Raw genomic sequence first — 25,715 nt, 5'->3', positions numbered from 1 at the left:
CGCGGTCGTCCTGGGCGAGGTGTCCGCCGCGGCGAGCGTCGGCACCGGGTCGCCGGGGGTGTGCCCCCGCCCCGGGCCCCCCCCCCCGGGGCCCCCCACGGCCGTCTACGTCGGCACGCTGCACGCCGACCGGCTCGACGTCGGGCTGTGCGAGGACACCGCCCGCGCCCTCGACGGCGTGGGCTCCCTGGTGCTCGTCGGCCCGGTCTCGCTGGAGCGGCCCGACGTCGACCGGCTGCGCCGGGCGGGCGTGGTCGTGCTCGGCGCCCGACCGTTCGACGCGGTGCCGGCCTACCTCCAGCACGCCGACGCGCTCGTCGTCCCGCACGTCGTCGACGACTTCACGGACAGCCTCGACCCGCTCAAGCTCTACGAGTACCGGGCCGTGGGGCGTCCCGTCGTCTCGACGCCGGTCGCCGGCTTCCGCGACACCGCCGACCCGCGAGTCGCCGTCGCGTCGCCGGAGGGGTTCGCCGCCGCCGTCCGGGACGCGCTCGCGGAGCCGTCGCGCGGGCCGGCCGCGCCGCTCGACGAGGGCAGCGGCACGGACCCCGAGCCCATCCCCACCTGGGTGCGCCAGGTGGCCCTCATGTCCGACGTCGTCGAGGCCGTCCGGCGACCCGCTCCCACACCTCGGTGAGGGCCCGCGCGGTCCCGCGGGCGGGGAACCGCCGGGTCGCGTCGTCGTACGCCGCCCGGGCGCGCCGCTCGGCCGCGCCGGGGTCGTCCAGCACGGCCAGGAGCCCGGCCGCGAGCGCCTCCACGTCGCCCGGCGGGACGAGCAGGCCCAGGTCCCGGCCGGGCGGCCGGACGATCTCCGGGACGCCGCCCGCGTCGGTCGCGACCACGGGGACGCCGCGCACCATCGCCTCGACCACCACCTGCCCGAAGGGCTCGGGTACGGGCGACGCGTGCACGCAGACCGACAGCCGGTCGAGCTCGCCGGCCGGGTCGTCGCTGAACCCGACGACGTCGACGGCGCCGTGCAGCCCGAGCCGGTCGATCTCCGCGTCGACCGCGTCCGCGTAGGCGTCGGCCCCGAACAACGCGCCCCCGACCAGGCGGAAGCGCACGTCGGGGCGGCGGTCGAGCACCGTCCGCGCGGCCCGCACGAGCTCGAGCTGCCCCTTGGTCGGGCTGAGCCGGCCGACCAGGCCCACCACCGGGCGCTCCGGCGGCACGCGGGCGTCGTACGCCGGCACCGCCTGGTCCGGGGCGTACCCGGGGTGGACGACGGTGAGGTCGCGCACCCCCGGGAGCGTCCGCGCGGTCGCCCGCGAGTTCGCGACGACCGCGCGCGGGCCCCGGCGGGCCAGCGCGCGCAGGAGCCGCACCGCCACCGGCGGCAGGTAGTCGTCGGCGATCCGGTCGTGGACGTGCCACACCACCGGGACCCGGCACCACCGGGCCGCGAGGAGCCCGACGACGTCGGCGCGCAGCGAGTTGGTGTGCACGACGTCGGCGTCCGCGCTCCGGAGCACCGTGGCCACCCGGACCACGAGCCGGGCGGTCTCGCCCACCGCGAGCACCGCGCGCCAGGAGCCGCCGAGCGCGTGCCGGTCCATGCCCCGCGACCGCGCCCCGGCATGGACCACGAGCGTCCGCACTCCGGCCGCCCGCAGCCGCTCGACGAGCGGGCCGTCGTCCAGCACGACCGCGCGGAGCTCGACGCGGCTCGGGTCGAGCTCCGCGGCCAGCCGGAGCAGCGCCAGCTCCCCTCCGCCCAGTGCCGCGGTGTGGTCGACGATCACGACGCGCAGCGGCCGCTCGGCAGCGCCCGGTGGCACCGTCACGACGAGCGCGCGGTCCGCAGCAGCCGGCCGATCGTGGGCGCGACCTGCGCGGGCGTCGGCGGCTCCTGCTCCGCGGACGGCGGTGCGGCCACGGTCGCGACCCGGACCCCCGTGGGCGGGAACGCCGGGGGGCGGACCGGCGTCCGCGGTGTGACGGCCCTCGCGGGGCCCGACTCGTCGCGCGCCGGGGCCGGGGACGCGTCGTCGTCCGAGCCGGTGGGCGCCCGGTCGTCCGGCGTGCCCTGCGGACCGCTCGGGGTGCGGTCCGCCGTCTCGTCGACGGGGTCGGGCACCGCGGCGGACGGACCGTCGGACGGGTCCGACTCGACGGGCTCGCCGTAGGTCGACGCGTAGACCATCCGGCTGTCGCCCTTCACCCCGGCCAGCGCGACGCCGGTGAGCGGTACGCCGTTGATGCGCAGCCGCTCGGCCGCCTCGGCGAGGACGCTCCGCGCGGTCCGGCCGGCGGTGGCGACGAGGACGACGCAGTCCGCGTAGGCGCCGAGGATCGTGGCGTCCGCCGCCGCCAGCACGGGCGGCGCGTCGATGACGAGCACCTCGCCGGCGTCCCGCGCCGCCTCGACGGTCGCACGGACCCGGTCCGTCGCCAGGTAGTCCGCAGGGTCCATCGTCGGGTCGTGGAGGGCGAGGAAGCGGAGGTTGGGCACCTGGGTGGGACGCAACCCGTCCGGACCGGTGCCCGGACCGTTCGGGCGCGGCAGGAGGTCCTCCAGGTCCGGACGACGCAGGTCGCCCGACACCGCGACGGTGGCCCGCCCGCTCATGGCCCACGACGCCGCGAGGTTGGCGGCGATGAACGGCCGCGGCGCGTGCGGGTCGGTGGCCGTCACGACGACCACGGCGTGCTCGCGGTCCTGCATCGCCACGTGCAGGGCGGTGCGCAGCTCCCGGATCGACTCGGTGAACGGGGAGGCGACCCTGCTCGAGATCGGCAGCACCGGGGTGCGGCGGTACGACTTGGCGGCCCGGGTCACCCCGTAGAGCTCTGCAAGGACCGGGACGCCGGCCGCGGCCGCGGCGTCGGCACGGCCACGCAGCCGGGAGTCGAGGGCCCGGCGGGCGAGGGCGAGGCCGACCCCGATCGCGAGCCCGGCGAGCGCGCCGAGAAGGACGATGCTGGCCCGCGGCAGCCCCACCACCACGGCTGAGGAACCGGTGGCGGGAGTGAGGATCTGGGCGGGCGTCACGATCGACTCGAGCGTGCTCCTGCTGGCCGACAGGGTCTGGTACTGGTCGATGATGGTGGAGCGCTCCGCGCCCGCCAGGGGGTCCTTGGGCTTGTCCTTCACCTGCTTGTCGACCGCGTCGAGCTGGCCCCGCAGCGCGTCGCGGCGGGCGTCGATCTCGGCGATCTGGTCGTCGATGACCCCGGGCAGGCTATCGACGTAGGCGGACGCCACCGCGTTCGCCAGCACGACCGCGTCGCCCGGGGCGCCCGCCGTGGTGGTGACCGCCATGACCTGCGTGGAGGCGTCGAACGCTCCCGAGACCTGGGCGGCGAGCGCCTTCGGGTCCGCTCCCGCGGCCACGCCCTCGGCCACCACCTGGAGCACACCGGGCGCCTCGACGAGCCCCGGGTCGGTGTCGACGCTCGTGGTGGTGGCCGCCGGCGACGTGCTGTCGCCCAGCTCGACGGCGTTGATCTGGACCGTCGCGGTCGCCTCGAACACCTCGGGCTTGCGGTCGGCGTACACCCACGCGGCGGCCAGCGCGAGCACGACCGACCCGATCAGGAGGTACTTGCCCTCCCACATCACCCGCAGGAACTCCCGGACGGTCATCGGCCCCCTACCTCCCCCTGTGTCCCCGGCACCCCGGCCGCCACGGCCTCCTGCGCCACCACGTCCTGCAGCCGGGCGACGAACGTGTCCCGGGAGAACCCCTTCACGTGCACGCCGATGGCCTCCTGGTCCCAGGAGCGGGCGAGCGCGGCCTCGATCCCCTCGGCGACCGGCTCGGCGTCCGGGCGGTCCACGTACAGCCCGGTCACGCCGTCGACCACGGTGTCCAGGTAGCCGCCCGTGCCGAGCGTCACCGCCGGGACGCCGAACGCCGCGGCCTCCAGCGGCGTGAGCCCGTAGTCCTCGTACGACGTGGCCACCAGCAGCGACGCGTGGCCGTACAGCCACCGCAGCTGCGCGTCGTCGACCTTGCCGACGAACCGGACCCTCTCGTCCGCCAGCCGTTCGAGCCGCTCGCGGTCGGGGCCGTCGCCGACGACGACGAGGGGCAGCCGGAGCCGTCGCGCTGCCGCGACGACGACGTCGACGTTCTTGTACGGCAGCAGCCGCGCCACGCACAGCAGGTAGCCGGGGGCGATCCCCGGCATCGCGGTCACGGGCCCCTCCGGCTCCATCGCGGGCGGGGGCGGCACGACCTCGGCGTCGATGCCGTAGGCCTCGCGCACGGCGCGCCGGGCGACGGTCGAGACGGCCAGGTACACGTCGGCACGGGCGGCGGCGGCCGTGTCGGACGCCCGCAGCCCGGGGCCGAGGAGGTCGAGCGCGGCGCCGGCGATCCCGGTGCGCCAACGGTCCTTCCAGGCCCGCCCGGAGGCCCCGGAGAGGTACCGGTCGCGCTGGTAGAGCCAGCGCGCGGGCGCGTAGCAGTACACGACCGTGCGCCGCGCGCCGCGGTAGCGGTGCGCCCACCCGCTGGAGCTGGCGAGGAGCACGTCGGCGTCGACGGGCTGGCTCTCGACCGCGCCGCGGAGCAGCGGCAGGGCCAGGCGGTGGTGGCGCCGCAGCGTGCCGACCCGGTCCAGGCGCGACGGGCGCACGTCCACGTCCGCGAACTCGGGGAAGGTCCCGTCGGGGTGGTACAGCGTCGTGTAGAGCGGTGCCGACGGGAAGGCCCGGGCCATCGTCAGCGCCACCCGCTCGGCGCCGCCGCGCTGCGTCAGGTAGTCGTGCGCCAGTGCCACCGTCGGGCCCATGGTTCCTCCTCGTGCGGACGGTCGGGACCGCCCGTCGAGCGTAAGGAGACCGGCGCACGGAAAGGACCCCGCGGCGACCTTTCCACCCGGGTGAAGAGCCCGGTCAGGCCGCGGGCCGCGCCGCGTCAGACGTCCGTGTCAGACCTTCGTGTGGAACTTCCCCTGCGCGGCGAGGAGCCCCTCGGCGAGCACCATCTCCACGGCGTCGGCGGCGTCGTCGACGAGGATGGGCAGGTCCTTGCGCTCGGTGGCGGAGAAGTCCTTGAGCACGTGGTCGGCGGTGTCCATGCGCCCCGGGGGGCGCCCGACGCCGACGCGGACGCGGACGTAGTCCTTGGTGCCGAGGGCCTTGGTGATGTCGCGCAGGCCGTTGTGGCCGCCCTCGCCGCCGCCGGACTTGAGCTTGATGGTGTCGAACGGGATGTCGACCTCGTCGTGCACGACGACGACCTGGGCCGGGTCGACGCCGTAGTACTTCACGAGCCCGGCGACGGGGCCGCCGGACGTGTTCATGTACGTGGTGGGCTTCGCCAGCACGACGCGGGGGCCGGGGCGCCCGCCGGGCAGGACGCCGAGCCGCGTCTCGGCGACGACCGCCTGGGCGCGCGCGTGCCGCGAGAACCGCGCTCCCGTGCGTTCGGCGAGCAGGTCGAGCACCATGTGCCCGACGTTGTGCCGGTTGCCCGCGTACTTCGGGCCGGGGTTGCCCAGCCCGACCACCAGCCAGGGGGTGTCGGTCATCTGCGTTCTCTCTCCGTGGTGCAGCAGGTGGTCGGCCAGCTCAGGGCGCGGACGCGCGAAGGGCGCCCGGAACCGAACGGTACCGGGCGCCCTGGGCGTGAGGCGGTGTCAGCCCTCGGTGGACTCGGCGGCCTCGGTGGTCTCCTCGGCGGCCTCGCCCTCCGCGGCCTCCTCGTCCTCGGCGGCGACCTCGGCGCGCGGCTCGGCGATCTGGACGACGGTCGCCTCGGGGTCGGTGAGCAGCGTGGAGCCCTTCGGCAGCTCGACCTCGCCGGCGGTGACGTGCTGGCCGGCCTCGAGGCCCTCGATGGAGACCTCGACCGACTCGGGCAGGTGGGTGGCCTCGGCCTCGACCGACAGCGTCTGCGCCTCGACGAAGTGGATGGTGCCCGGGGCCGACTCGCCCACGACGTTCACGGTGACGTCGACGGCGATCTTCTCGCCGCGCTTCACGAGCAGCAGGTCGATGTGCTCGATGACGCCGCGGACGGCGTCGCGCTGGATGTCCTTGACGACGGCCATCTCGGACTTGTCGTCCAGCTCGATGGTGAACAGCGCGTTGGAGTGGCGCGTGGCGAGCATCGTCTCGTGGCCCGGCAGGGTGATGTGCAGCGGGTCGGTGCCGTGCCCGTACAGGACGGCGGGGATCTTGTTCTCGCGACGGATGCGGCGGGCGGCGCCCTTGCCGAACTCGGTGCGGGCCTCGGCGGCGAGCTTGATGTCGGACACGTGGATCACTCCTGGGATGTCTGTGCGTGCCGACGGCCAGAGGGAGCCGTCGGCTGTCCACGAGGTGGTGGTCCCCGCGAACTGCGGTTGCGTCGGCGTGGGACACGTGACGGACGCGATCGAGAGCGCGCCGTGGGGGCACCCGCAGAGTGCGGTGCACCGACAGCCGCCCAGTCGATCACGGAAATCCGACGGATCCTGCGCTGAGGGTGGCGGCCGGGTCGCAGGTGCTGGACCTGTACGACCTGGGTGACCGGCGCCCGTCAGACGTCCCTCGCCGAGGCAACCGGACGAGTATAGCCCCCTCGGGACGGGGTGTCAGTGCCGGGCGTCCTCGCCCGCGCGCGCCCGGGCCCGCGCCGCCCCGCGGGGGCGGTAGACGACCTGCGCCTGGAAGACGAACCGCACGACGAAGGCGACGAGGATGAGCACCGCCTGCACCAGCTCGGGGTGCGGCACGGCGCGCTCGACGATCCACCACAGCAGCAGGGTGCGGACCGCGGCCTCGGTGCCGTTGAAGGCGAAGGACCGCACGAAGCGGCCCCAGAAACCGTGCGCGCCGTCACGCAGGTCGGCGAACACGAACCGCTCCTGCAGCAGGAAGTTGATGACGATCGTCACGGCGTTGGCCCAGATCACCGCGGGGAGGTAGTGCACGCCGAGCCCCTGGAGCCCCGCGAGGATCGCGAGGTTGAGCACGGCGCCGAGCGCACCGATCAGCGCGAACGGGGACAGCCGTCCGAACCGAAGCAGGGTGAGCTGCTGCACGTAACGCAGCCCGTTGGCGACGGTCGCCTTCGACCGGCCCGCGAACCGTTCCCCGAAGACGAACGGCTCCTCGACCACGACGAGCCGCTGCCGCGCGAGGATCTCGAGCAGGATCTTGAAGCCGCGCGGGCGCAGCCCCGCGAGGTCGACGGCGCCGGTGCGGACGACGAAGAACCCGGTCATGGGGTCCGAGACGTCGCGCAGCTTGACGGGGAACATGGACCGGGCCAGCAGCCCCGAGGCCTTGGAGACCCAGCGCCGGTAGCGCCCGTCGAGGCCGCCGGCGTCCCCGCGGCCCGTGTACCGGGAGGCGACGACGACGTCGGCGTCGGTCTCGCGCGCGGTGGTGAGCAGCACGGGCACCATCTCGGGCGGGTGCTGCAGGTCGCCGTCCATCACGACGACGCGCTCGCCGGCTGCGGCGCGCAGGCCGGCGACGACGGCGCCCGAGAGTCCGCCGTCGGGCACCTCGCGGTGGATCAGGCGCACGGGCACCGCGGAGGTGGCGGCGACCCGTTCGATGACGGCGGGGGTGTCGTCCTTCGAGTCGTCGACGAACAGCACCTCGACGCCACCGGGCGCGACGCGGCGGCCCTCGCCGTCGGGGCCGAGCGCGGCGGCGAGCCGGCGGACCAGCTCGGCGACGTTCGGGCCCTCGTTGTACGTGGGGACCACCACGGTCACGTCCACCGTCATGTCACCGTGCCTCCCCTCCGGGGGACGCCGCGGCCCGGGACGACGCACGCCCCGGGCCACCGGCGTCGGTCAGGCGTTGCCGTCGAACAGGCTCGTCACGGAGCCGTCGTCGAAGACCTCGCGGATGGCGCGGGCGACGAGCGGGGCGATGGACAGCACGGTGAGCTTGTCGAACCGCTTGTCGGCCGTGATCGGCAGCGTGTCGGTGACGACGACCTCGGTGGCGCCGCACTCCTGCAGGCGCTGCGCGGCGGGGTCGGACAGCACGCCGTGCGTGGCGGCCACGGTGACGGAGCGGGCCCCGGCGTCCATGACCACCTTGACCGCCTCGGCGATGGTGCCGCCGGTGTCGATGAGGTCGTCGACGAGCACGCAGTCGCGCCCCTCGACCTCGCCGACGACGCGGTTGGCGACGGCCTGGTTGGGGCGCGTGACGTCGCGCGTCTTGTGGACGAAGGCCAGCGGGCAGCCGCCCAGCTTGGCGGCCCACTGCTCGGCGACGCGGATGCGGCCGGCGTCGGGCGAGACGACGGCGGCGTTGGACACGTCCACGCGGGTGCGCACGTAGTCGACCAGCACGGGCATGGCCCACAGGTGGTCGACCGGGCCGTCGAAGAAGCCCTGGATCTGCGGCGTGTGCAGGTCGATGCTGAGGATCCGGTCCGCGCCCGCCGTCCTGAGCATGTCGGCGACGAGGCGGGCCGAGATGGGCTCGCGGCCACGGCTCTTCTTGTCCTGGCGTGCGTACGCGTAGAACGGCGCCACGGCGGTGATCGAGCGCGCCGAGCCGCGCTTGGCCGCGTCGACCATGAGCAGCTGCTCCATGAGCCACTGGTTCACCGGGGCGGTGTGGCTCTGCAGCAGGAAGATGTCCGAGCCGCGCACCGACTCGCTGAACCGCACGTACGTCTCGCTGTTCGCGAAGTCGTACGCCGACACGGGCAGCAGCTCGATGCCGAGCTCCTTCGCCACGGCCTCCGCGAGCTCCGGGTGCGCCCGGCCGGTGGCGAGGACGAGCGTGCGCTCACCGGTGCCGGGGATGAAGTTGTTCATCGCTGCGTGCTTCCTTCGGTCGGGTCGGCGGTCGGGTCGGGGCTGTCGGCGGGAGGCACCACCGGGATGGCGCCGGTGAGGGCATTGTGCGCGGCGAGCTGGCGCTGCGCCTGCGCACCGAGCTCCCCGCCCGAGCCCTCGGTGCGGGCGCGGGCGGCGGCCTCGGCGGCCGGCGTCCCCGGCCAGCGGCGCTCGACCCAGCCCTCGACGTTGCGCTGCTGCGCGCGGGCGACGCCGAGCGCGCCGGCGGGGACGTCCTTGATGATGACCGAGCCCGCGGCCGTGTACGCGCCGTCGCCCACCGTGACGGGGGCGACGAACATCGTGTCGGCGCCCGTCTTCGCGTACGAGCCGATCACCGTGCGGTGCTTCTTCTGCCCGTCGTAGTTCACCGTGACCGACGCGGCGCCGACGTTCGTGTGCTCGCCGATGGTCGCGTCGCCGACGTACGACAGGTGCGGCACCTTGGAGCCCTCGCCGATCTGCGCGTTCTTCGTCTCGACGAAGGTGCCGATCTTGCCCTTCGTGCCCAGCTCGGTGCCGGGGCGCAGGTAGGCGAACGGGCCGACGGACGCGTTCTCGCCGATGACGGACAGCGAGCCGTGCGTGCGCACGACGGTCGCGCCGGGGCCCACCTCGACGTCGGTCAGCGTGGTGTCCGGGCCGATCGTCGCGCCCGAGGACACCTTCGTGGCGCCGTGCAGCTGCGTGCCGGGCAGGAGCGTGACGTCGGGGGCGAGCTCGACGTCGACGTCCACCCAGGTGGTCGCCGGGTCGACGACGGTGACGCCTGCCTGCATCCACTCCGTGAGCACGCGGCGGTTGAGCTCGGCACCCAGGGTCGCGAGCGCCACCCGGTCGTTGACGCCCTCGACGAGCATGGGGTCGTCGCTCAGCACGGCGCGCACGGCGCCGCCCTCGGCCCGCGCGGACGCGACGACGTCGGTGAGGTAGACCTCGCCCTGCGCGTTGTCGCGGTCCAGGCCGCCGAGCCCGCGGCGCAGCACCGCGGCGTCGAAGACGTAGACCGAGCTGTTGATCTCGCGGACCTCGAGCTGCTCGGGCGTCGCGTCCTTGTGCTCGACGATCGCCACGACGTCGCCGGTGCCGGGCTCGCGCACGATGCGGCCGTAGCCGTTCGCGTCCGCGACCTCGGTCGTGAGGATCGTCACGGCGTTGCCGTCCGCGTGGTGCGCGGCGAGCAGCTGGCCGAGCGTGGCGCCGTCCAGCAGGGGGATGTCGCCGGCGAGGACGACGACGGCGCCGTCCAGGCCGTCGCCCAGGGGGTGGTCGCCGCCGTTGGCGTGGTCGGCGTGCAGCTCGTCGTCGACGGCGTCGTCGTGCACGAGCTGCGCGGCCCGACCGGCGTGGGCGCGGGCGTCGAGCGCGTCGAGCGCGCACTGGACGGCGCGGCCGGTGCCGGGGATCTCGTCCTGGTCGACGACGAGGGCCGCCGGGTCGATCTGCGCCGCGGCGGCGGCCACGACGTCGCGCTCGTGGCGCACGACGACCGCCACCTGCTGCGGGTCGAGCTCGCGGGCCGCGGCCATCGCGTGCCCGAGCATCGTCCGCCCGCCCAGGGCGTGCAGCACCTTCGGTGTCGCGGACCTCATCCGCGTCCCCTGCCCCGCGGCGAGGACGACGACGGCCGCCGGTCTCGCCACGGTGTCGTCCTGAACGTCGTCCTGAACCACGCGTCCTGCGGCGTCCGGTCCTGTCGAGACCACGAGTGCTCCGTCTCTTCTCGGGTGTGCTCTGTCGATGGTGCCGAGCTCCGCCCCCAGGACTCGAACCTGGACCAAAGGCACCAAAAACCTCTGTGCTGCCGATTACACCAAGGCGGATCGGTCCCCCGGGCCGGGTTCGCGCCCCAGCAGGCGCGGCACCGTCGGGCGTCCGTCCTCAGTCTGCCAGGTCCGCACCACCGCCCCGGCACGCGTCCCGCCCCTCGGCGTCCACCGGCGCCGTGGCACGCGCCACACCGGCCGCATCGTCCGGAGGGCACAATGGGGCCCATGCCCACCGACTCCCGTGCGCCCAAGCGTCCGCCGCGCGCCCGGATGACGGCGAGCCAGCGGCGCGAGCAGCTGATCGCGGTCAGCCGCGGCCTGTTCGCCGAGAAGGGCTTCGACGGCACCAGCGTCGAGGAGATCGCCGCCCGCGCCGAGGTGTCCAAGCCGGTGGTCTACGAGCACTTCGGCGGCAAGGAGGGCATCTACGCCGTCGTGGTCGACCGCGAGGTCCGCGCGCTGACGTCCGCGCTGACCGGCGCGCTCGAGGAGGGCGGCCATCCCAAGGTGCTGGTGGAGCGCACGGCGCTGGCCCTGCTCGGGTACATCGAGGCGTCGGAGGACGGCTTCCGCATCCTGGTGCGCGACTCCCCCGTCGCCCAGGCCACCGGCACGTTCTCCAGCCTCATCGGCGACGTCGCGACCCTGGTGGAGCACATCCTCGGTGACCAGTTCAAGGCCAACGGGCTCGACCGCAAGGCCGCGCCGCTCTACGCGCAGATGCTGGTGGGCATGGTCGCGCTCACCGGGCAGTACTGGCTCGACGCCCGCAGCCCCGACAAGGCCGAGGTGGCCGCGCACCTGACCAACCTCGCCTGGAACGGGCTGTCCGGGATGGTCAAGAAGCCGGAGCTGACGAAGTCCCGCTGACGGCGCGTCGAGCGTCAGCCGGGGCCGACGAGGTGGTCGAGCAGCCGGTCGACGACGGCGAGCGCCGTCTCGCCGGTGACGTGCCCGGCGAGGACACCCTGGGTGAGCCCGGCGGCCGACGCGAGCACCACCTCCGCGTCGAGCCGTGCCGCGTCGAGCCGGGCCGCGTCGAGCCGGGCCCCGTCGTCCGGCCCTGAGCCCTCCCCCGCGCCCGTGCCGTCTCCGCGCGCCCGCAGCAGCAGCGCCGCGACGAGGTCGACGAGCGCCCGCGGGGCGCCGCGCAGCTCCTCCGGCGTGACGGCCTCGTTGGTCAGGGCGGCGGCGTGGAAGGCCGCGAGGACGACGGCGTCCGCGCGGCGGGCGTCGTCGAGCGGCAGCAGCGCGGCGAGCACGGCGCGCAGGACGGCGCGGGGCGGCGGCGCTTCGGACCCGGCGTCCGCGCCGCCGGGCGTCCCGCCGCCGAACCGGGCCGCCGACCCCTCGATCACCGCGCGGTGGGTCGCGACGAGCAGCCCGTGCTTGTGGCCGAAGTAGTACTGCACGAGGCGGACGGAGACCCCCGCCTCGGCGGCGACGGCCTGGAACGTGGCCGCCTCGAGCCCGTCGCGCGCGACGACGCGGCGGCAGGCGTCGGTGATCTGGCGGCGGCGTTCGTCGTGGTCCACCCGTCGCGGCACGGTCGCTCCCCTCGGCGGTGCTGGTCGGTCGTGCTGATGATACGTCCGTACCACGTTGATGGTACGGTCATACCATCAACCGCGCACCAGGAGGTCCGATGCCGTCGACAGGTCGATTCACCAGCGAGGCCGCACGCACCGCCTACGAGGCGGCGTACCGCGACCTCGAGACCCGCTGGCCGCTGCCGTCCGAGGACGTCCGGGTCGAGACCGCCTACGGCCCCACGCACGTGCGACGCTCCGGCACCGGGACCCGTACGCCCCTCGTGCTGCTGCACGGGCTGAACGGCACGGGCCTGAGCTGGCACGGCGTGGTGCGCTCCCTCGCCGCGGACCGCGTCGTCTACGCGCCCGACGTCGTCGGCACGGCCGGGCGCAGCGAGCAGACCGCCGCGCTGCGCTCGGCCGACGACTACGCCGCGTGGGGCGTCCAGCTCCTCGAGGGGCTCGGCCTGGAGCGCGCGCACGTCCTCGGCTACTCCGAGGGCGCCTGGTTCGCCGCGCTGCTGGCGTCCGGCACGCCCGACCGCGCCACCGACCGCGCCACCGACCGCGCCACCGACCGCGTGGGCGCGCTCGTCCTCGGCGAGGGCATCACCGCGCTGGTCAGGCCCGACAGGAAGGTGGTCTCACGCATGGTCCGGGCCGCGGCCCTGCCGACGGCACGCAACCTCGCCCGCCTCGACGAGTGGCTGATCCCCGGCGTGACGCTCGCCGACGAGGACCGCGCCCTCGCCCGCGCGGCCCTGCGCTACCGCCGTCGGACGCCGTGGCCGAGCCCCCTGACCGACGAGCGGCTCCGCGCGATCACCGCGCCCACCCTGGCGTTCTTCGGCGCGGCCACCAGGCTCGGCGACCCGGTCGCCGCGGGCCGCCGCGTCACCGACCAGGTGCGCGGCTCCCGCGTCGAGCTCGTGCCCGGCGGCGGGCACGGCGTCCTGTGGCAGCTCCCCGACCAGGTGCTCCCGCTCGTCGACGGGTTCCTGCGCGAGCACGACGACGCCTGACCCCCGAGCCGTCAGGGCCACGCGCAGCCCGTCGTGCGCGTGGCCCCGACAGGTCACTTGCCGTCGAGGTAGCCGTTCGCGTTGATGACGTACTTCGTCGCGGCGCCGGCGTCGAACTCGGCGTACCCCTGCGGGGCCTGGTCGAGGGTGATCGCCTTCGCGTTGACGTTCTTCGCGATCTGCACCCGGTCGTGCAGGATCGCCTGCATCAGGCCGCGGTGGTACTTCATCACGGGGCACTGGCCGGTGGTGAACGCCAGCGACTTCGCCCACCCCGTGCCCAGGCTGAGCGAGAGCGACCCCTTCTTCGCGGCCTCGTCGATGCCCCCCGGGTCGCCGGTGACGTACAGCCCCGGGATGCCCAGCGCGCCGCCCGCGGCGGTGATCTCCATCAGCGAGTTCAGCACCGTCGCCGGGGCCTCGTGCCCGGAGTCCGACCCGTGCCCCTTGGCCTCGAAGCCGACGGCGTCGATCGCGCAGTCGACCTCGGGGACCCCGAGAAGCTGCTCGATCTGCTCGGCCGGCCCGCCCTTCGTCAGGTCCACGGTCTCGCAGCCGAACGAGCGGGCCTGCGCGAGCCTGTCGGCGTTCATGTCCCCCACGACGACGACGGCCGCGCCCAGCAGCTGGGCGCCGGTCGCGGCCGCGAGGCCCACCGGGCCGGCCCCTGCGACGTACACCGTCGACCCCACCCCGACGCCGGCGGTCACGGCACCGTGGAAGCCGGTCGGGAAGATGTCGGACAGCATCGTCAGGTCCATGATCTTCTCGAGCGCCTGGTCCTTGTCCGGGAAGACCAGCAGGTTCCAGTCGGCGTACGGGACCAGCACGTAGTTCGCCTGCCCGCCGACCCAGCCGCCCATGTCGACGTACCCGTACGCGCTGCCCGGGCGGTCCGGGTTCACGTTGAGGCAGATGCCGGTCTTGCGCTCCTTGCAGTTCTTGCAGCGCCCGCACGCGATGTTGAACGGGACGGAGACGAGGTCGCCCACCTTGACGAACTCGACGCCGGGTCCCACCTCGACGACCTCGCCGGTGATCTCGTGGCCCAGCACCAGATCCTTCGGCGCGGTCGTGCGGCCGCGGACCATGTGCTGGTCCGAACCGCAGATGTTGGTCGCGACGGTCCTGACGATCGCGCCGTGCGGTACCTGCCGGCCGACGTTCGCCGGGTTCACCCCGGGGCCGTCCTTGAGCTCGAACGTCGGGTAGTCGATGTCGATGACCTCGACCTCGCCCGGCCCCTTGTACGCGACCGCGCGATTCGTGTCTGCCATGGTGCTCCTCCTTGAACACGTCCGGCCCGGTCTGAGCCGGTCCTCCGACCGTAGGCGCGTCGCGCGTCCTCGGCAGGTCGAGCGCGGGTCGCCCCGACGCGCTGCCGTTGTGCCCGGCGCGGGGGTCTGCTAGGCCTGCGGGTATGACCCGCGTCACCGTCCGACGCCGCGTCAGGCGCGTCACCATCGGCGGCCGCACCGCGCGCCGCGAGGACCTGCTCGCCGGCGAGGAGCCGCTGGAGATCCGCGTGGGCGGGCGCTCGTACGCGGTGACGATGCGCACCCCGGGGCACGACGTCGAGCTCGCGACCGGCTTCCTCGTCTCGGAGGGCGTGGTGACCGACGGCGCGCAGGTCGCCGGCGCGCGCTACTGCGCGGGTGCCGGCCAGGAGGCCCCGGGCGAGAACGCCTACAACGTGCTCGACGTCGCCCTCGCCACGGGCGTGCGGCCGCCCGACCCGGCGCTCGCGCGCGAGTTCTTCACCTCCAGCGCCTGCGGTCTGTGCGGCAAGGCGTCGATCGACGCGGTCTTCACCCGCAGCGCGTTCGACGTCGCCGACGACGCCGTCCGGGTCGAGGCCGCCCTGCTGGCCGCCCTGCCCGACCGGCTGCGCGCGGCGCAGGACGTCTTCGCCCGCACCGGGGGGCTGCACGCGGCAGGACTGTTCGACGCCGCGACCGGCGAGGCCCTGGTGGTGCGCGAGGACGTCGGCCGGCACAACGCGGTCGACAAGGTGGTCGGCTGGGCCGCCGCGGCGGGGATGCTGCCGCTGCGCGGCACGGTGCTCGTGGTGTCGGGGCGGGCCAGCTTCGAGCTCACGCAGAAGGCCGTCATGGCGGGGGTGCCGGTGCTCGCCGCCGTCTCCGCGCCGTCGTCGCTCGCCGCGGAGCTCGCGGACTCCGCGGGGCTCACGCTCGTCGGCTTCGTGCGCGACCCGACCCTCGTCGTCTACGCCGGCGACCACCGCGTCGTCGAGGACGGCGGGCACCGCGACCGGAGGGGGGACGCCGCATGACCACGCAGCAGCCGGAGGACGTCCGGGACGAGGGCGAGCCGCTGGAGCCGCAGCCGGAGGAGGTCCGACCGCCGAAGGACTGGGCGGCCGGCGTGCCCGGCATCGTGCACGCTCTGGTCCCGGCGCTGCGCGACATGGGGCCCACTCGCACCGCGCGCCTGCTGCTGTCGATGAACCACCGCGACGGCTTCGACTGCATGAGCTGCGCCTGGCCGGACCCGGACCGGCGCAAGCCCGCCGAGTTCTGCGAGAACGGCGCGAAGGCCGTGACGTGGGAGGCGACGCCGCTCGTCGTCGAGCCGTCGTTCTGGGCCGAGCACCCGGTCTCGGACCTGCTCACCCGGACCGAGCACTGGCTCGGGCAGCAGGGGCGGCTCGTCGAGCCGGTGCACAAGGCGGCCGGGTCCGACCACTACGTCCCGGTCACCTGGGACGAGGCGTTCGCGATCCTCGCGGACCGGCTGAACGCCCTCGGCTCCCCCGACGAGGCGTCGTTCTACACCAGCGGGCGCACGTCCAACGAGGCCGCGTTCGTCTACCAGCTGTTCGTGCGCGCGTTCGGCACGAACAACCTGCCCGACTGCTCCAACATGTGCCACGAGTCCACCGGCGCCGCCCTGGGGGAGACGATCGGCGTCGGGAAGGCGACGATCACCTACGACGACTTCGCGCTGGCCGACCTCATCGTGATCATGGGGCAGAACCCCGGCACCAACCACCCGCGCATGCTCACCGCCCTGGAGGAGGCCAAGGAGAACGGGGCGAGCATCGTCGCCGTGAACCCGCTGCCCGAGGCCGGGCTCAAGCGGTACAAGAACCCCCAGACGGTGCGCGGCCTGGCGGGTCGCGGCACGGGGCTCGCCGACCAGTTCCTGCAGATCCGGCTGGGCGGCGACATGGCCCTGCTGCAGGCGGTGTCGAAGCGGGTGCTCGACGCCGAGGCGGCCGCGCCCGGCACGGTGCTGGACCACGAGTTCCTCGCCGCGCACGCGTCGGGGCTCGAGGAGCTCAGGGCGCACCTGGCGGACCTCGACGAGGACGCCGTCCTGGCCGCGACCGGCCTCACGGGCACCGAGATCGACGAGCTCGCCGACCGCTACCTGCGCGCCGAGCGCGTCATCGTCACGTGGGCGATGGGCCTGACGCAGCACACCAAGGCCGTGCCGACCATCAAGGAGATCGTCAACCTGCTGCTCCTGCGCGGGAACATCGGCCGGCCCGGCGCGGGCGCCTCCCCCATCCGCGGCCACTCCAACGTGCAGGGCGACCGCACGATGGGCATCTGGGAGCAGATGCCGGACGCCTTCCTGGACGCGCTCGACGCCGAGTTCGGGCTCCGGGTCCCCCGGCAGCACGGCCTCGACGCGGTCGGCACGGTCGAGGCGATGGCCGCAGGGCGCGTGAAAGCGCTCGTGGCCCTGGGGGGCAACCTCGTCGGGGCGATCTCCGACACGGGCGCCGCCGAGGAGGCGGTGCGCCGCGCCGACCTCACCGTGCAGATCTCGACGAAGCTCAACCGGTCGCACGCCGTCGTCGGCCGGGAGGCGCTCATCCTGCCCACGCTGGGGCGCACCGACGTCGACCGGCAGGCGTCGGGGGAACAGTTCGTGTCGGTGGAGGACACGGTCTGCGCGGTGCACGCGTCGCGCGGCAAGGTCGAGCCGGTCGCGCCGGGCCTGCTGTCGGAGGTCTCGATCGTCACGCGGCTGGCGCGCGCCGTGCTCGGCGCCCGCCCCGGCGGCCCGGGCTCGGACCGCCCCGTGGACTGGGCGGCGATGGAGCGGGACTACGACGTGATCCGCGAGCACATCGCGCGCGTCGTGCCGGGCTGCGAGGACTACAACGCCCAGCTGCGGCGCCCGAACGGCTTCCGCCTGCCGCACGGCCCGCGCGACTCGCGCACCTTCCCCACCCACGACGGGCGGGCCCACCTCACCGTCAACGAGCTCGCCCCCGTCGAGTGCCCGCCCGGCCGCCTGCTGCTGCAGACGATCCGCTCGCACGACCAGTTCAACACCACGATCTACCGCCGCGACGACCGGTACCGCGGCATCAAGGGCGGCCGCTCCGTCGTGCTGGTCAACCCCGACGACCTCGCGGAGCTCGGCATCGCCGACGGCGCGACGGTCGACGTGCACGGCGAGTACCACGACGGCATCGACCGCGTGCTGCGCGGCCAGCGCGTCGTCGCCTACCCGACGGCGCGCGGGTGCGCCGCCGCCTACTTCCCCGAGGCGAACGTGCTCGTGCCGCTGGGCGCGACCGCGGAGACGAGCCGCACGCCCGTGTCCAAGGCGGTCGTCGTCCGGCTCGAGCCCGCCTGACGCCGACGTGGCTCGCACCCTGCCGAGGTAGTTCAGGCCCCGCCGAGGTAGTTCTGGCCCCGCCGAGGTAGTTCAGGGTTCCTGCGCGCGGGGCTCGACGAGGGCCTCCGCGAGCGCGTCGAGGGCCGGCAGCGCGCGGAGGGCGGCGTCCCGGACGTCGTCGGGCACGCCCCCGAGCCGGCGGCTCCAGAAGTCGCGGATGCGGGCGAGGTGCTCGTCGGCCAGCGGGGTCGCGACCAGCCGGACGGTCCGCCGGTCGCCGTCGGCATGCTCGCGCACCACGAGCCCGCGCGCCTCGAGGGTGCGCAGCGCGGTGCTGACGTTGCTGCGCGCGAGCCCGGTCGCGACGGCGATGCGCGACGGCGTCGGGCGGGCCGTGCGGTGGACCTCGCGGATCACGGCCACCTCGGTGCCGGTCAGCGGGACGATGCCGCGCAGCTCCGGGGAGCGCACGTCCAGGTGACGGGCCACCTCGACGACGGCGTCGGCGAGGTCGGCGAGGCCGGGCGTGACGATCGTCTCGTCGGGCATGGCCCGATCCTAGGCGGTCTCGATAGTTATAGTTTCATAATCATTCTGCCCGGGTCCGCCCGGGCATCTCTCTGCCCGAGCCGCCCGCCGCCCGGCGTCGCGCGACCACCTCCGAGGAGCCACCGTGAGCAGCGCCCCCACCCTCGCCCCCGACGCCACCGCGTCCCCGACGGCACGCCGCCCGCTGCGCGGCCGCCCCGGGCTGACGCTCGTGGGGGTCGCCTTCGGCCTGTTCCTCGTGGGCCTGGACGCCACCGTCGTCTCGATCGTCAACCCCGCGATCGCCGCCGACGTGGGGACCACGTTCGTCCAGCTGCAGTGGGTCACGCACAGCTACCTGCTCGGGCTGGCCGTCACGCTGATCCTGGCGGGCAAGCTCGGCGACCGGTACGGCCACCGCACCCTCTACCTGGCCGGGCTCGTGCTGTTCACCGTCGCGTCGACCGCCATCGGGCTGTCGACCACCGCCGCCGGGCTCATCGCGTTCCGCGTGGTCCAGGGCGTCGCGGCCGGCGTCCTCATGCCGCAGACCCTCGCGATGCTGCGGGCCACGTTCCCGCGCGAGCGCTTCGGCATGGCCGTCGGGATCTGGGGCGGCGTCTCCTCCATCGCGATCGCCGTCGGCCCCACGCTGGCCGGCGCGCTCGAGGCGGCCGCCGGCTGGCAGTCGGTGTTCTTCGTCAACATCCCGGTGGCCGCGGTCGGCCTCGTCTACGGGCTGTGCCTGCTCCCGCGCACCAGCTTCCCCGCCACGGGCCGGTTCGACCTGCGCGGCGTCGTCGTGCTGGCGCTCGGCCTGGTCGCCACCGTCTTCGCCATCGTGCAGTCCGAGGCCTGGGGCTGGGGCGACCCCCGCACCCTCGCACTGCTCGGCCTCGGCGTGCTCGTCATCGCCGGCTTCGTCGTCCTGGAGGGGCGCACCGAGGCGCGCACGGGCGACGCCCTGCTGCCGCTGTCCCTCTTCCGCGGGACGACGGTCGGGACCGGCGGGCTGATGATCGCCGCCAACTTCTTCGTCCTCATGGGGGCCACGTTCCTGCTGCCCATGTTCTTCATCAACCTGCGGGGCGCCTCCGCGCTCGACGCCGGCCTCATGCTGCTCCCGATGTCCGCCGTGTCGATCGTGTCGGCCCCGGTCGGCGCCCTGCTCGTGGCGCGGATCGGCACCCGCGCCACCGGCACCCTGAGCCTCGGCCTCACCGCCGTGGGGCTGCTGGTGCTGCTCGGCGCGACGGCCACCTCGCCGTACGGGGTGATGGCGGCCGCGTTCGTCGTCCTCGCGATGGGCACCGGCATGACCATCACCGCGGGCGCCGAGGCGATCGTCGGGTCCGCGCCGGTGCACCTGGCGGGGGTGGCCGGCGGGTTCCAGTCCACCTGCATCCAGATCGGCGGCGCCCTCGGCACCGCCGTGATGTCCGCCGTCGTCGCCGCCCACGTCCACGCCGGCACCGCCGGGCTCGGGCTCGACGACGGCGAGCACCAGGGCCTCGTGCAGGGCTCCGTGCCCGCCGGGCTGGACGCCGTCGCCGCGCGGACCGCCGAGGGCTCCTACGTCGCGGGAGTGCACGCCGCGTTCCTCGTCGCCGCGGCCGTCGTCGCCGTCGTCGCCGTCGTCGCGGCCCTCACCCTGCGCCCGAAGCCTCAGGCGAGGTAGCTCGAAGCTCGCCGAGGTGGCTCGAACTACCTCGGCACAGATCACACGCGTCAAGATTCTTGACGTCGAGAGACCGGGAGTAGTCTCGGCGCATGGATGTGGAGGCACGGTCCGACGAGGTCGACCGGATCGTCGACGCGTGGCGCCGCGAGCGCCCGGACCTGGACGTCGAGCCGCTGACGGTGTTCTCGCGCGTCAGCCGGCTGGCGCGGCACCTGGACCGCGCGCGGCGCGGCGCGTTCGCCCGGCACGACCTGGAGACCTGGGAGTTCGACGTGCTGTCCGCGCTGCGGCGCGCGGGCGAGCCCTACCGCCTGTCCCCCGGCGTCCTCGTCGCCCAGACCCTCGTGACGAGCGGCACCATGACCAACCGCATCGACCGGCTCGAGGAGCGCGGGCTGGTGGAACGCCACCGCGCGCCGTCCGACCGACGCGGCGTGCTCGTGCAGCTCACCGCCGCGGGCCGGCAGCGGGTCGACGCGGCGATGAGCGACCTGCTCGACGTCGAGGCCCGCGTGCTCGACGCGCTGCCCGCCGCGGTGCGCCCGCAGCTCGCCGCGCTGCTGCGCACCGTCGTCGCCCAGTTCGACGAGTGACCCGCGTGCCCACCACGCCGACCCGCCCGGAGATGCCCGCCGCGTGACGTCCTATCCCTCCCCCTCCGCCCGCGACGACGGCGCCCGCGCCGGCCTCCTGCTGGCGGCGCTGCTGCTCGTCGCGCTCAACCTGCGGGCACCTATCACGTCGCTGCCGCCCGTGGTCGACGACGTCGCCGCCGCCCTCCAGCTCACGCCCGCGGGTGCGGGCCTGCTCACCTCGGTCCCGGTGCTCTGCTTCGCGCTCTGCACGCCGCTGGCGTCGGTGCTGGTGGCCCGGCTGGGACCGGAGCTCGCGCTCGGCGCCTCGATGGCGGGGATCCTCGCGGGCACCCTGCTGCGCTCGGCGGGCTCCGTGCCGACGGCGCTCGCCGGCAGCGCGGTGCTCGGTGTCGCGATCACGATCGGCAACGTCGCGGTGCCGGTGGTCATCACCCGCGACTTCCGCCGTCGGGCCGCCGCGGTCACGGGCGCGTACAGCGCGACGATGAACCTCGGGTCGACGTTCACCACGATGCTCACCGTGCCCCTCGCGACGGCGTTCGGCTGGCAGTGGGCGCTGGCGGGCTGGGGCGTCCTCGCGGTGGTCGCGCTCGCGGCCTGGGTGCCCGCAGGGCGACGGCTCGCCGCCCGGGGACGGGCCTCGGCCCCGCGGGGGGACGGCGGCGCCCGCGTCCGGCCGCCGTCGGCGCGCGCGGAGCTCGACGCCCTCGACCCGCACGCCCGGTCCGCCGTCCGGCGGCTCGTCGTCCTGCTGTCGGTGGCGTTCGCGGGGCAGGCCTTCGGCTACTACGCGGTGACGGCGTGGCTGCCCGAGATCCTGCACGACCGGCTCGGCATGACCGCCGCCGGCGCGGGCAGCGCGGCGGCCCCGTTCCAGCTGTGCGCGGTGCTGGGGTCGTTCCTCGTGCCGGCGGCGTTCTCGCGCGGCCTGTCGGCGCGCGCGGTCGCGGTCCTCATGGCGGCGATGTGGATCTCCCTGCCGCTGGGGCTGCTCCTCGCGCCCGGGCTGTGGTGGCTGTGGGTGGGGCTGGCGGGCGCCGCCCAGGGCGGCAACTTCACCGTCATCTTCACGCTCGTGGCGCAGCGCAGCCCGGGCGTCGCGGTGGCGCGCCGGTCGTCGGCGGTGGTGCAGACGGCGGGCTACGGGTGCGCGGTGCTCGCCCCCACGACGATGGGCGCCGTGCACGAGGCGTCCCACGGCTGGACGACGCCGCTGGCCCTCGTCGCGGGGGTGCTCGCCACGATGGCCACGGCGATGTGGGTGGCGTCGGCCCGGCCCGCCGACCCGCCTAGCGGTCCTCCGTCAGGGTGACCGCGAGGGCGCCGAGCGCCCGCAGCGCCTCCTCCGCGTGCGACTCGTCGTAGCCGCGGGTGCACACCGCGACGACCAGGGCGCCCGGGCCGGGCGTGCCGACGAACGCGACGTCGTGCCGGATGCCGTCCACCCAGCCCGACTTGGAGCCGTACGGCACGCCCTCGGGCACCGCGGCGGTGAGCTGCCGGTCGGTCTGGCGCGCGAGCAGGTCGATCATCCAGAGCGTGCGCTCCGGCCCGGCGAGCTGCCCGGTGACGACCGCGGACATCAGCGCCGCCAGGTCGGCCGGCGTGGTGCGGTGCGAGTCGCCGCGGGCCTCGGCGGCCAGGTCGCTGTACTTGCGCCCGACGACGCTCGCGGCGGCCCCGACGTCCGCCAGGACACGGTTGCAGGCGTCGAGGCCGACGAGGTCGATCACCATGTTGGTGGCCTCGTTGGACGACACGACGATCATCCGCTCCACCACCAGCCCCACGGGCATGGACGTGCCGGGCGGCGGCATGCCCGGGTCGAGGTCGTCGGGCTCGATGCGGTAGTCGGGCTCGCCCGGCACCTGGGAGCGGAAGGTGTCGGTGCTGGCCACCTCCTCGTCGAGCGTGAGCTCCCCGGCGTCCAGCGCACGGGCCGCCGCGACCAGCACGGCCAGCTTGACGGTCGACGCCGCGTAGAACGGGGCGTCCGCGTCGCGCTCGGCGAGCACCTCGCCGCCCGCGCGGCGCACCTGGTAGGCGACGACGGGGACGCCGTCGGAGTGCGTGCCCGTGCTCGGCATCAGCGCACCCCCGAGACGTGGTGGGCGTGGTCCCGGCCCTGGTCCTCGGCGTGTCGTGGGCGTGTCCCGTGCTCACGGCGGTCGTGGACCACGGCGGCGAATGCGGCCGCGAGCGCACGGGCCTGCTTCTCGTTCTCGGGGGCGCGCTCGAGGGCGGCGGCCAGCAGCTCGTCGCGGTCGAAGCCGAGCTCGGCGAGCTCGTCGACGTCCCAGGTGCCGATGCGCTCCGGCGCCGCCTCGGGGTGGAACTGGAGCCCCCACGCGACGTCGCCCACGCGGAACGCCTGGACACCGCACGCGTCGCTCGTCGCGAGGTGCACGGCCCGCGGCGGCAGCCCCGTGATCGAGTCGACGTGGCTCTCGACCATGCGGACCTCACCGTTCTCGGCCAGCCCGCCGAGCGGTCCCAGCAGCGCGTCGTCGGCCGCGTCGTCGAGGAGGCGCACGGGGCACAGCCCCTTCTCCGTCTCCCCCGACCGGCCCGTCACGGTGCCGCCCGTGACGTGCGCGAGCACCTGCCCGCCCAGGCAGATGCCCAGCACGGGGACGCCGGCGTCCAGGGCCTCGGCGACGAGCGCGCGCTCGTGCGGCAGCCACGGCGCGCGCTCGTCCTCGTCGGGCAGCAGGCCGCCGCCCAGCAGCACGAGGCCGGCCACCCCGTCGGGCGCGGCTCCCCCGCCCGCGAGCGACGGGACCTGCTCCACGAGGTCCGCGCCCTGCACGACGACGGCGGTGGCGCCGTCCGCCTCCAACCAGTCGGGCAGGCGGCCCGGGCCGCTGTGCGGCGAGTTCTGGACGAGGACGACGGTCGGTCGGCGGTCGGTCACGGTCAGCGCTCCCTGCTCTCGAGGACGGGGCCTTCTGGGACGGTCTCGGGCACGGCGGCGGCACCCGCCGTCGGGCGCCCGCCGAGCGCGGCCGCCTCCCGGGCGAAGTGGCACGCGGCGGCGTGCGGCACGGTCGGCACCGTCGGCACCGTCGGCGCCGTCGGTACCGTCGGCGGCGTCGCCCCGCGGGCGCCGGCGTCGCCCCCGCCGTCGAGCCGGCCGAGCGGCACGAGCACCGGGTCCTCCGTGCGGCACCGCGCGGGCACGGCGTCCGCGCCGTCGACACCGTCCGGCGGCACGGCCCCCTCCTGCGCGGCGAGCCGGTGGGCGAGCCAGCAGCGCGTGTGGAAGCGGCAGCCGGACGGCGGGTCGGCGGGCGAGGGCGGGTCGCCCTCGAGCATCAGCTCGTCGTCGCGCCGGACGGTGGGGTCGGGCACGGGCACCGCGGACAGCAGCGCCCGCGTGTACGGGTGGTGCGCGTCGTCGTACACCGCGGGCCGGTCGCCCTCCTCGACGACGCGGCCCAGGTACATGACCGCGACCTCGTCGGCGATGTGCTGCACCACGGCGAGGTCGTGCGCGATGAACAGGTAGGCGAGCCCCAGCTCGTCCTGGAGGTCCTCCAGCAGGTTGATGACCTGGCCCTGCACGGACACGTCGAGGGCGGAGACGGGCTCGTCGCACACGAGCACCCGCGGCTTGACCGCGAGCGCCCGGGCGATCCCGACGCGCTGCCGCTGCCCGCCGGAGAACTGGTGCGGGTAGCGGTGGGCGTGGTCGGGATCGAGGCCGACGAGCTCGAGCAGCTCGGCCACCGCGCGTCGCCGGCCGCCGGCCGGGACGGCGTCGCGGTGGATGCGGAACGGCTCGGCGACGATCTCCCCCACCGACATACGGGGGTTGAGCGACGTGTACGGGTCCTGGAAGACCATCTGGACGTTGCGCCGCAGCTCGCGGCGGGCGGCGCGCGACATCGTCGAGACGTCCTCGCCGTCGACCAGCACCTGCCCGCGCGTCGGCTTCTCGATGCCGACCAGGACGCGCGCCAGCGTGGACTTCCCGGAGCCGGACTCCCCCACGAGGCCGAGCGTGCGCCCGCGGCGCAGCGCCAGCGAGACGCCGTCCACGGCCTGCACCTGGCCGACCGTGCGCTTGAGGACGACGCCGCGGCGCACCGGGTACGACTTGGCCAGGTCGCGCACCTCGAGGACGACGTCGTCGGACGTCGCGGGTGCGGCGGCGGGGTCGGTCGTGACGGTGTCAGGCACGGGCGCCTCCCAGGAGCTCGGCGGCGAAGTGGCAGGCCGACGTCCGCCCGGGGGCGACGTCGTCGAGCGACGGCTCGTCGGTGCGGCACACGTCCTGCGCGAGATCGCACCGCGGGTGGAACGAGCAGCCCGGCGGGACGCGACCCGGTGCCGGGGGCCGGCCGGGCACGACGGGCAGCCGGCCGCCGACGGCGTGCTCGTCGCCGGCGCGGGTGTCGAGCCGCGGCACGGAGCGCAGCAGGGCCCGCGTGTAGGGGTGCGCGGGCGCGGCGTACAGGTCGCGCACGGGGGCGTGCTCGACGGCGCGGCCCGCGTACATCACGGTGACGTCGTCGGCGACGCCCGCGACGACGCCGAGGTCGTGGGTGATCAGCACGAGCCCCATCTGCCGCTCCGCCTGGATCTCCGCGAGCAGCCGCAGCACCTGCGCCTGCACGGTGACGTCGAGCGCCGTCGTCGGCTCGTCGGCGATGAGCACGTCCGGGTCGAGGGCCAGCGCGGACGCGATCATCACGCGCTGCCGCATGCCGCCGGAGAACTGGTGCGGGTACTCGTCGACCCGCTGCGCCGCGTTCGGCACCTTCACGAGGTCCAGCAGCTCGACGGCGCGCCGCCGGGCCTCCCGCCGCGATGTCCCGGTGCGCGCCCGCAGGGACTCGGTGAGCTGGTAGCCCACCGTGTGCACCGGGTTGAGCGCGGCCAGCGCGTCCTGGAAGACCATCGCGACGTGCGTGCCGCAGTGCGCCCGGTGCTGGGCGGGCGACAGGGCGAGCAGGTCGGTGCCGCGGTAGCGCGCGGTGCCCCGCACGACGCGCGCCGTCGGGGGCAGCAGCCCCATCACGGCCAGCGAGCTCACCGACTTGCCACAGCCGGACTCGCCCACCAGGGCCAGGGTCCGGCCCGCCTCCACCCGGTAGCCGAGCCCGTCGACGGCGCGCACCGCACCGTCGTCGGACCGGAACTCGACCGCCAGGTCCTCCACCTCGAGCAGCACGTCGCCGGCGGACCGCTCGGTGTCGGTCGGTGTGATCAGGGTTTCCGTCATGTCG

Annotated in this window: 23 protein-coding genes and 1 tRNA gene; 8 read left to right on the top strand and 16 right to left on the bottom strand. The window is 75.1% G+C overall.

Annotation, left to right across the window (positions count from 1 at the left end):
* Nucleotides 1-640: glycosyltransferase (locus ACFQ8Y_RS03365; RefSeq protein WP_430584604.1), on the top strand; the 640-nt coding region annotated here is incomplete at its 5' end.
* On the opposite strand, the gene ACFQ8Y_RS03360 is transcribed toward ACFQ8Y_RS03365, so the two are convergent.
* The 9 genes from ACFQ8Y_RS03360 to ACFQ8Y_RS03320 form a co-directional block, all read right to left on the bottom strand.
* Nucleotides 588-1,793 carry a glycosyltransferase gene (locus tag ACFQ8Y_RS03360; RefSeq protein ID WP_430584603.1) on the bottom strand — a complete coding sequence of 402 codons (1,206 nt, stop codon included), beginning with the start codon at nt 1,791-1,793 and terminating at the stop codon, nt 588-590. The two genes, ACFQ8Y_RS03365 and ACFQ8Y_RS03360, sit on opposite strands and share 53 nt — an antisense overlap.
* Nucleotides 1,790-3,595, bottom strand: coding sequence for a hypothetical protein (locus ACFQ8Y_RS03355; RefSeq protein WP_430584602.1), 1,806 nt, complete (start codon nt 3,593-3,595; stop codon nt 1,790-1,792). The genes ACFQ8Y_RS03360 and ACFQ8Y_RS03355 overlap by 4 nt, the downstream gene beginning before the upstream one ends.
* Nucleotides 3,592-4,749, bottom strand: a complete 1,158-nt coding sequence (locus tag ACFQ8Y_RS03350) for a glycosyltransferase (protein WP_430584601.1) — start codon at nt 4,747-4,749, stop codon at nt 3,592-3,594. Before ACFQ8Y_RS03350 ends, ACFQ8Y_RS03355 begins: the two co-directional genes overlap by 4 nt.
* Before the next feature lie 138 nt (nt 4,750-4,887).
* Nucleotides 4,888-5,490, bottom strand: a complete 603-nt coding sequence (gene pth / locus ACFQ8Y_RS03345; RefSeq protein WP_430548780.1) for an aminoacyl-tRNA hydrolase — start codon at nt 5,488-5,490, stop codon at nt 4,888-4,890.
* 108 nt (nt 5,491-5,598) lie between these two features.
* The gene (locus ACFQ8Y_RS03340; protein ID WP_430548779.1) at nt 5,599-6,219 is read right to left on the bottom strand and encodes a 50S ribosomal protein L25/general stress protein Ctc; all 621 of its coding nucleotides are present in this window, start codon (nt 6,217-6,219) and stop codon (nt 5,599-5,601) included.
* Between the two features lie 318 nt (nt 6,220-6,537).
* A complete protein-coding gene (locus ACFQ8Y_RS03335; RefSeq protein ID WP_430549032.1) occupies nt 6,538-7,677 on the bottom strand; it encodes a glycosyltransferase family 2 protein in 1,140 nt (379 codons plus the stop codon).
* 75 nt (nt 7,678-7,752) lie between these two features.
* Nucleotides 7,753-8,736 carry a ribose-phosphate diphosphokinase gene (locus ACFQ8Y_RS03330; RefSeq protein WP_430548778.1) on the bottom strand — a complete coding sequence of 328 codons (984 nt, stop codon included), beginning with the start codon at nt 8,734-8,736 and terminating at the stop codon, nt 7,753-7,755.
* On the bottom strand, nt 8,733-10,349 hold the full coding sequence (gene glmU, locus ACFQ8Y_RS03325) for a bifunctional UDP-N-acetylglucosamine diphosphorylase/glucosamine-1-phosphate N-acetyltransferase GlmU (RefSeq protein ID WP_430584694.1): 1,617 nt from the start codon (nt 10,347-10,349) through the stop codon (nt 8,733-8,735). The genes ACFQ8Y_RS03330 and glmU overlap by 4 nt, the downstream gene beginning before the upstream one ends.
* Nucleotides 10,350-10,508: 159 nt before the next feature.
* Nucleotides 10,509-10,580: transfer RNA gene (locus ACFQ8Y_RS03320), tRNA-Gln, on the bottom strand.
* Nucleotides 10,581-10,796: 216 nt separating this feature from the next.
* Between ACFQ8Y_RS03320 and ACFQ8Y_RS03315 the strand changes: the two genes are divergently transcribed.
* Nucleotides 10,797-11,396: a TetR/AcrR family transcriptional regulator gene (locus ACFQ8Y_RS03315; protein WP_430549030.1), complete on the top strand. Its 600-nt coding sequence runs from the start codon at nt 10,797-10,799 to the stop codon at nt 11,394-11,396.
* A gap of 14 nt (nt 11,397-11,410) precedes the next feature.
* Here the strand turns inward: ACFQ8Y_RS03315 and ACFQ8Y_RS03310 are convergent, their stop codons facing one another.
* Nucleotides 11,411-12,073, bottom strand: a complete 663-nt coding sequence (locus ACFQ8Y_RS03310) for a TetR/AcrR family transcriptional regulator (RefSeq protein WP_430584600.1) — start codon at nt 12,071-12,073, stop codon at nt 11,411-11,413.
* A 98-nt stretch (nt 12,074-12,171) separates the two neighbouring features.
* Between ACFQ8Y_RS03310 and ACFQ8Y_RS03305 the strand changes: the two genes are divergently transcribed.
* Entirely contained in the window at nt 12,172-13,080 is a 909-nt protein-coding gene (locus ACFQ8Y_RS03305; RefSeq protein ID WP_430584599.1) for an alpha/beta fold hydrolase, read from the top strand.
* A 53-nt stretch (nt 13,081-13,133) separates the two neighbouring features.
* Here ACFQ8Y_RS03305 and fdhA read toward each other — a convergent pair whose 3' ends face one another.
* Nucleotides 13,134-14,357, bottom strand: coding sequence for a formaldehyde dehydrogenase, glutathione-independent (gene fdhA / locus ACFQ8Y_RS03300; RefSeq protein ID WP_430548775.1), 1,224 nt, complete (start codon nt 14,355-14,357; stop codon nt 13,134-13,136).
* Nucleotides 14,358-14,500: 143 nt separating this feature from the next.
* Between fdhA and fdhD the strand changes: the two genes are divergently transcribed.
* Together fdhD and ACFQ8Y_RS03290 are read left to right on the top strand one after the other, a co-directional pair.
* Nucleotides 14,501-15,373: a formate dehydrogenase accessory sulfurtransferase FdhD gene (gene fdhD / locus ACFQ8Y_RS03295; protein ID WP_430584598.1), complete on the top strand. Its 873-nt coding sequence runs from the start codon at nt 14,501-14,503 to the stop codon at nt 15,371-15,373.
* Nucleotides 15,370-17,697, top strand: a complete 2,328-nt coding sequence (locus ACFQ8Y_RS03290) for an FdhF/YdeP family oxidoreductase (RefSeq protein WP_430584597.1) — start codon at nt 15,370-15,372, stop codon at nt 17,695-17,697. The genes fdhD and ACFQ8Y_RS03290 overlap by 4 nt, the downstream gene beginning before the upstream one ends.
* Nucleotides 17,698-17,769: 72 nt before the next feature.
* On the opposite strand, the gene ACFQ8Y_RS03285 is transcribed toward ACFQ8Y_RS03290, so the two are convergent.
* Entirely contained in the window at nt 17,770-18,228 is a 459-nt protein-coding gene (locus ACFQ8Y_RS03285; RefSeq protein WP_430548772.1) for a MarR family winged helix-turn-helix transcriptional regulator, read from the bottom strand.
* Between the two features lie 124 nt (nt 18,229-18,352).
* Here ACFQ8Y_RS03285 and ACFQ8Y_RS03280 point away from each other — a divergent pair, with 124 nt between their 5' ends.
* The 3 genes from ACFQ8Y_RS03280 (at nt 18,353) to ACFQ8Y_RS03270 (ending at nt 21,796) form a co-directional block, all read left to right on the top strand.
* Entirely contained in the window at nt 18,353-19,885 is a 1,533-nt protein-coding gene (locus ACFQ8Y_RS03280) for an MFS transporter (RefSeq protein ID WP_430584596.1), read from the top strand.
* 92 nt (nt 19,886-19,977) lie between these two features.
* Nucleotides 19,978-20,481 (top strand): MarR family winged helix-turn-helix transcriptional regulator, encoded by a 504-nt coding sequence (locus tag ACFQ8Y_RS03275; RefSeq protein WP_429764450.1) that lies wholly within the window; start codon nt 19,978-19,980, stop codon nt 20,479-20,481.
* Nucleotides 20,482-20,524: 43 nt separating this feature from the next.
* On the top strand, nt 20,525-21,796 hold the full coding sequence (locus ACFQ8Y_RS03270; RefSeq protein ID WP_430548770.1) for a CynX/NimT family MFS transporter: 1,272 nt from the start codon (nt 20,525-20,527) through the stop codon (nt 21,794-21,796).
* Here ACFQ8Y_RS03270 and ACFQ8Y_RS03265 read toward each other — a convergent pair.
* The 4 genes from ACFQ8Y_RS03265 to ACFQ8Y_RS03250 are packed head-to-tail and all read right to left on the bottom strand — an operon-like array spanning nt 21,774 to nt 25,711.
* Entirely contained in the window at nt 21,774-22,571 is a 798-nt protein-coding gene (locus ACFQ8Y_RS03265) for a serine hydrolase (protein WP_430584595.1), read from the bottom strand. The two genes, ACFQ8Y_RS03270 and ACFQ8Y_RS03265, sit on opposite strands and share 23 nt — an antisense overlap.
* On the bottom strand, nt 22,571-23,398 hold the full coding sequence (locus ACFQ8Y_RS03260; protein ID WP_430584594.1) for a type 1 glutamine amidotransferase: 828 nt from the start codon (nt 23,396-23,398) through the stop codon (nt 22,571-22,573). The genes ACFQ8Y_RS03265 and ACFQ8Y_RS03260 overlap by 1 nt, the downstream gene beginning before the upstream one ends.
* 2 nt (nt 23,399-23,400) lie before the next feature.
* A complete protein-coding gene (locus tag ACFQ8Y_RS03255) occupies nt 23,401-24,666 on the bottom strand; it encodes an ABC transporter ATP-binding protein (protein WP_430584593.1) in 1,266 nt (421 codons plus the stop codon).
* A complete protein-coding gene (locus tag ACFQ8Y_RS03250) occupies nt 24,659-25,711 on the bottom strand; it encodes an ABC transporter ATP-binding protein (RefSeq protein ID WP_430548766.1) in 1,053 nt (350 codons plus the stop codon). Before ACFQ8Y_RS03250 ends, ACFQ8Y_RS03255 begins: the two co-directional genes overlap by 8 nt.
* Nucleotides 25,712-25,715: the final 4 nt, after the last annotated feature.

The sequence above is a fragment of the Isoptericola sp. NPDC056605 genome, assembly GCF_042792795.1.
Classification (GTDB): Bacteria; Actinomycetota; Actinomycetes; order Actinomycetales; family Cellulomonadaceae; genus Isoptericola.
This window is presented reverse-complemented; position numbering and strand designations above follow the sequence as displayed.

Coding starts and splice junctions, on each gene's coding strand:
- ACFQ8Y_RS03355 (WP_430584602.1), bottom strand. CDS start 3,595: ATGACCGTCCGGGAGTTCCTGCGGGTGATGTGGGAGGGCAAGTACCTC.
- ACFQ8Y_RS03350 (WP_430584601.1), bottom strand. CDS start 4,749: ATGGGCCCGACGGTGGCACTGGCGCACGACTACCTGACGCAGCGCGGC.
- pth (WP_430548780.1), bottom strand. CDS start 5,490: ATGACCGACACCCCCTGGCTGGTGGTCGGGCTGGGCAACCCCGGCCCG.
- ACFQ8Y_RS03330 (WP_430548778.1), bottom strand. CDS start 8,736: ATGAACAACTTCATCCCCGGCACCGGTGAGCGCACGCTCGTCCTCGCC.
- glmU (WP_430584694.1), bottom strand. CDS start 10,349: ATGAGGTCCGCGACACCGAAGGTGCTGCACGCCCTGGGCGGGCGGACG.
- ACFQ8Y_RS03315 (WP_430549030.1), top strand. CDS start 10,797: ATGACGGCGAGCCAGCGGCGCGAGCAGCTGATCGCGGTCAGCCGCGGC.
- ACFQ8Y_RS03305 (WP_430584599.1), top strand. CDS start 12,172: ATGCCGTCGACAGGTCGATTCACCAGCGAGGCCGCACGCACCGCCTAC.
- fdhA (WP_430548775.1), bottom strand. CDS start 14,357: ATGGCAGACACGAATCGCGCGGTCGCGTACAAGGGGCCGGGCGAGGTC.
- fdhD (WP_430584598.1), top strand. CDS start 14,501: ATGACCCGCGTCACCGTCCGACGCCGCGTCAGGCGCGTCACCATCGGC.
- ACFQ8Y_RS03290 (WP_430584597.1), top strand. CDS start 15,370: ATGACCACGCAGCAGCCGGAGGACGTCCGGGACGAGGGCGAGCCGCTG.
- ACFQ8Y_RS03285 (WP_430548772.1), bottom strand. CDS start 18,228: ATGCCCGACGAGACGATCGTCACGCCCGGCCTCGCCGACCTCGCCGAC.
- ACFQ8Y_RS03275 (WP_429764450.1), top strand. CDS start 19,978: ATGGATGTGGAGGCACGGTCCGACGAGGTCGACCGGATCGTCGACGCG.
- ACFQ8Y_RS03265 (WP_430584595.1), bottom strand. CDS start 22,571: ATGCCGAGCACGGGCACGCACTCCGACGGCGTCCCCGTCGTCGCCTAC.
- ACFQ8Y_RS03250 (WP_430548766.1), bottom strand. CDS start 25,711: ATGACGGAAACCCTGATCACACCGACCGACACCGAGCGGTCCGCCGGC.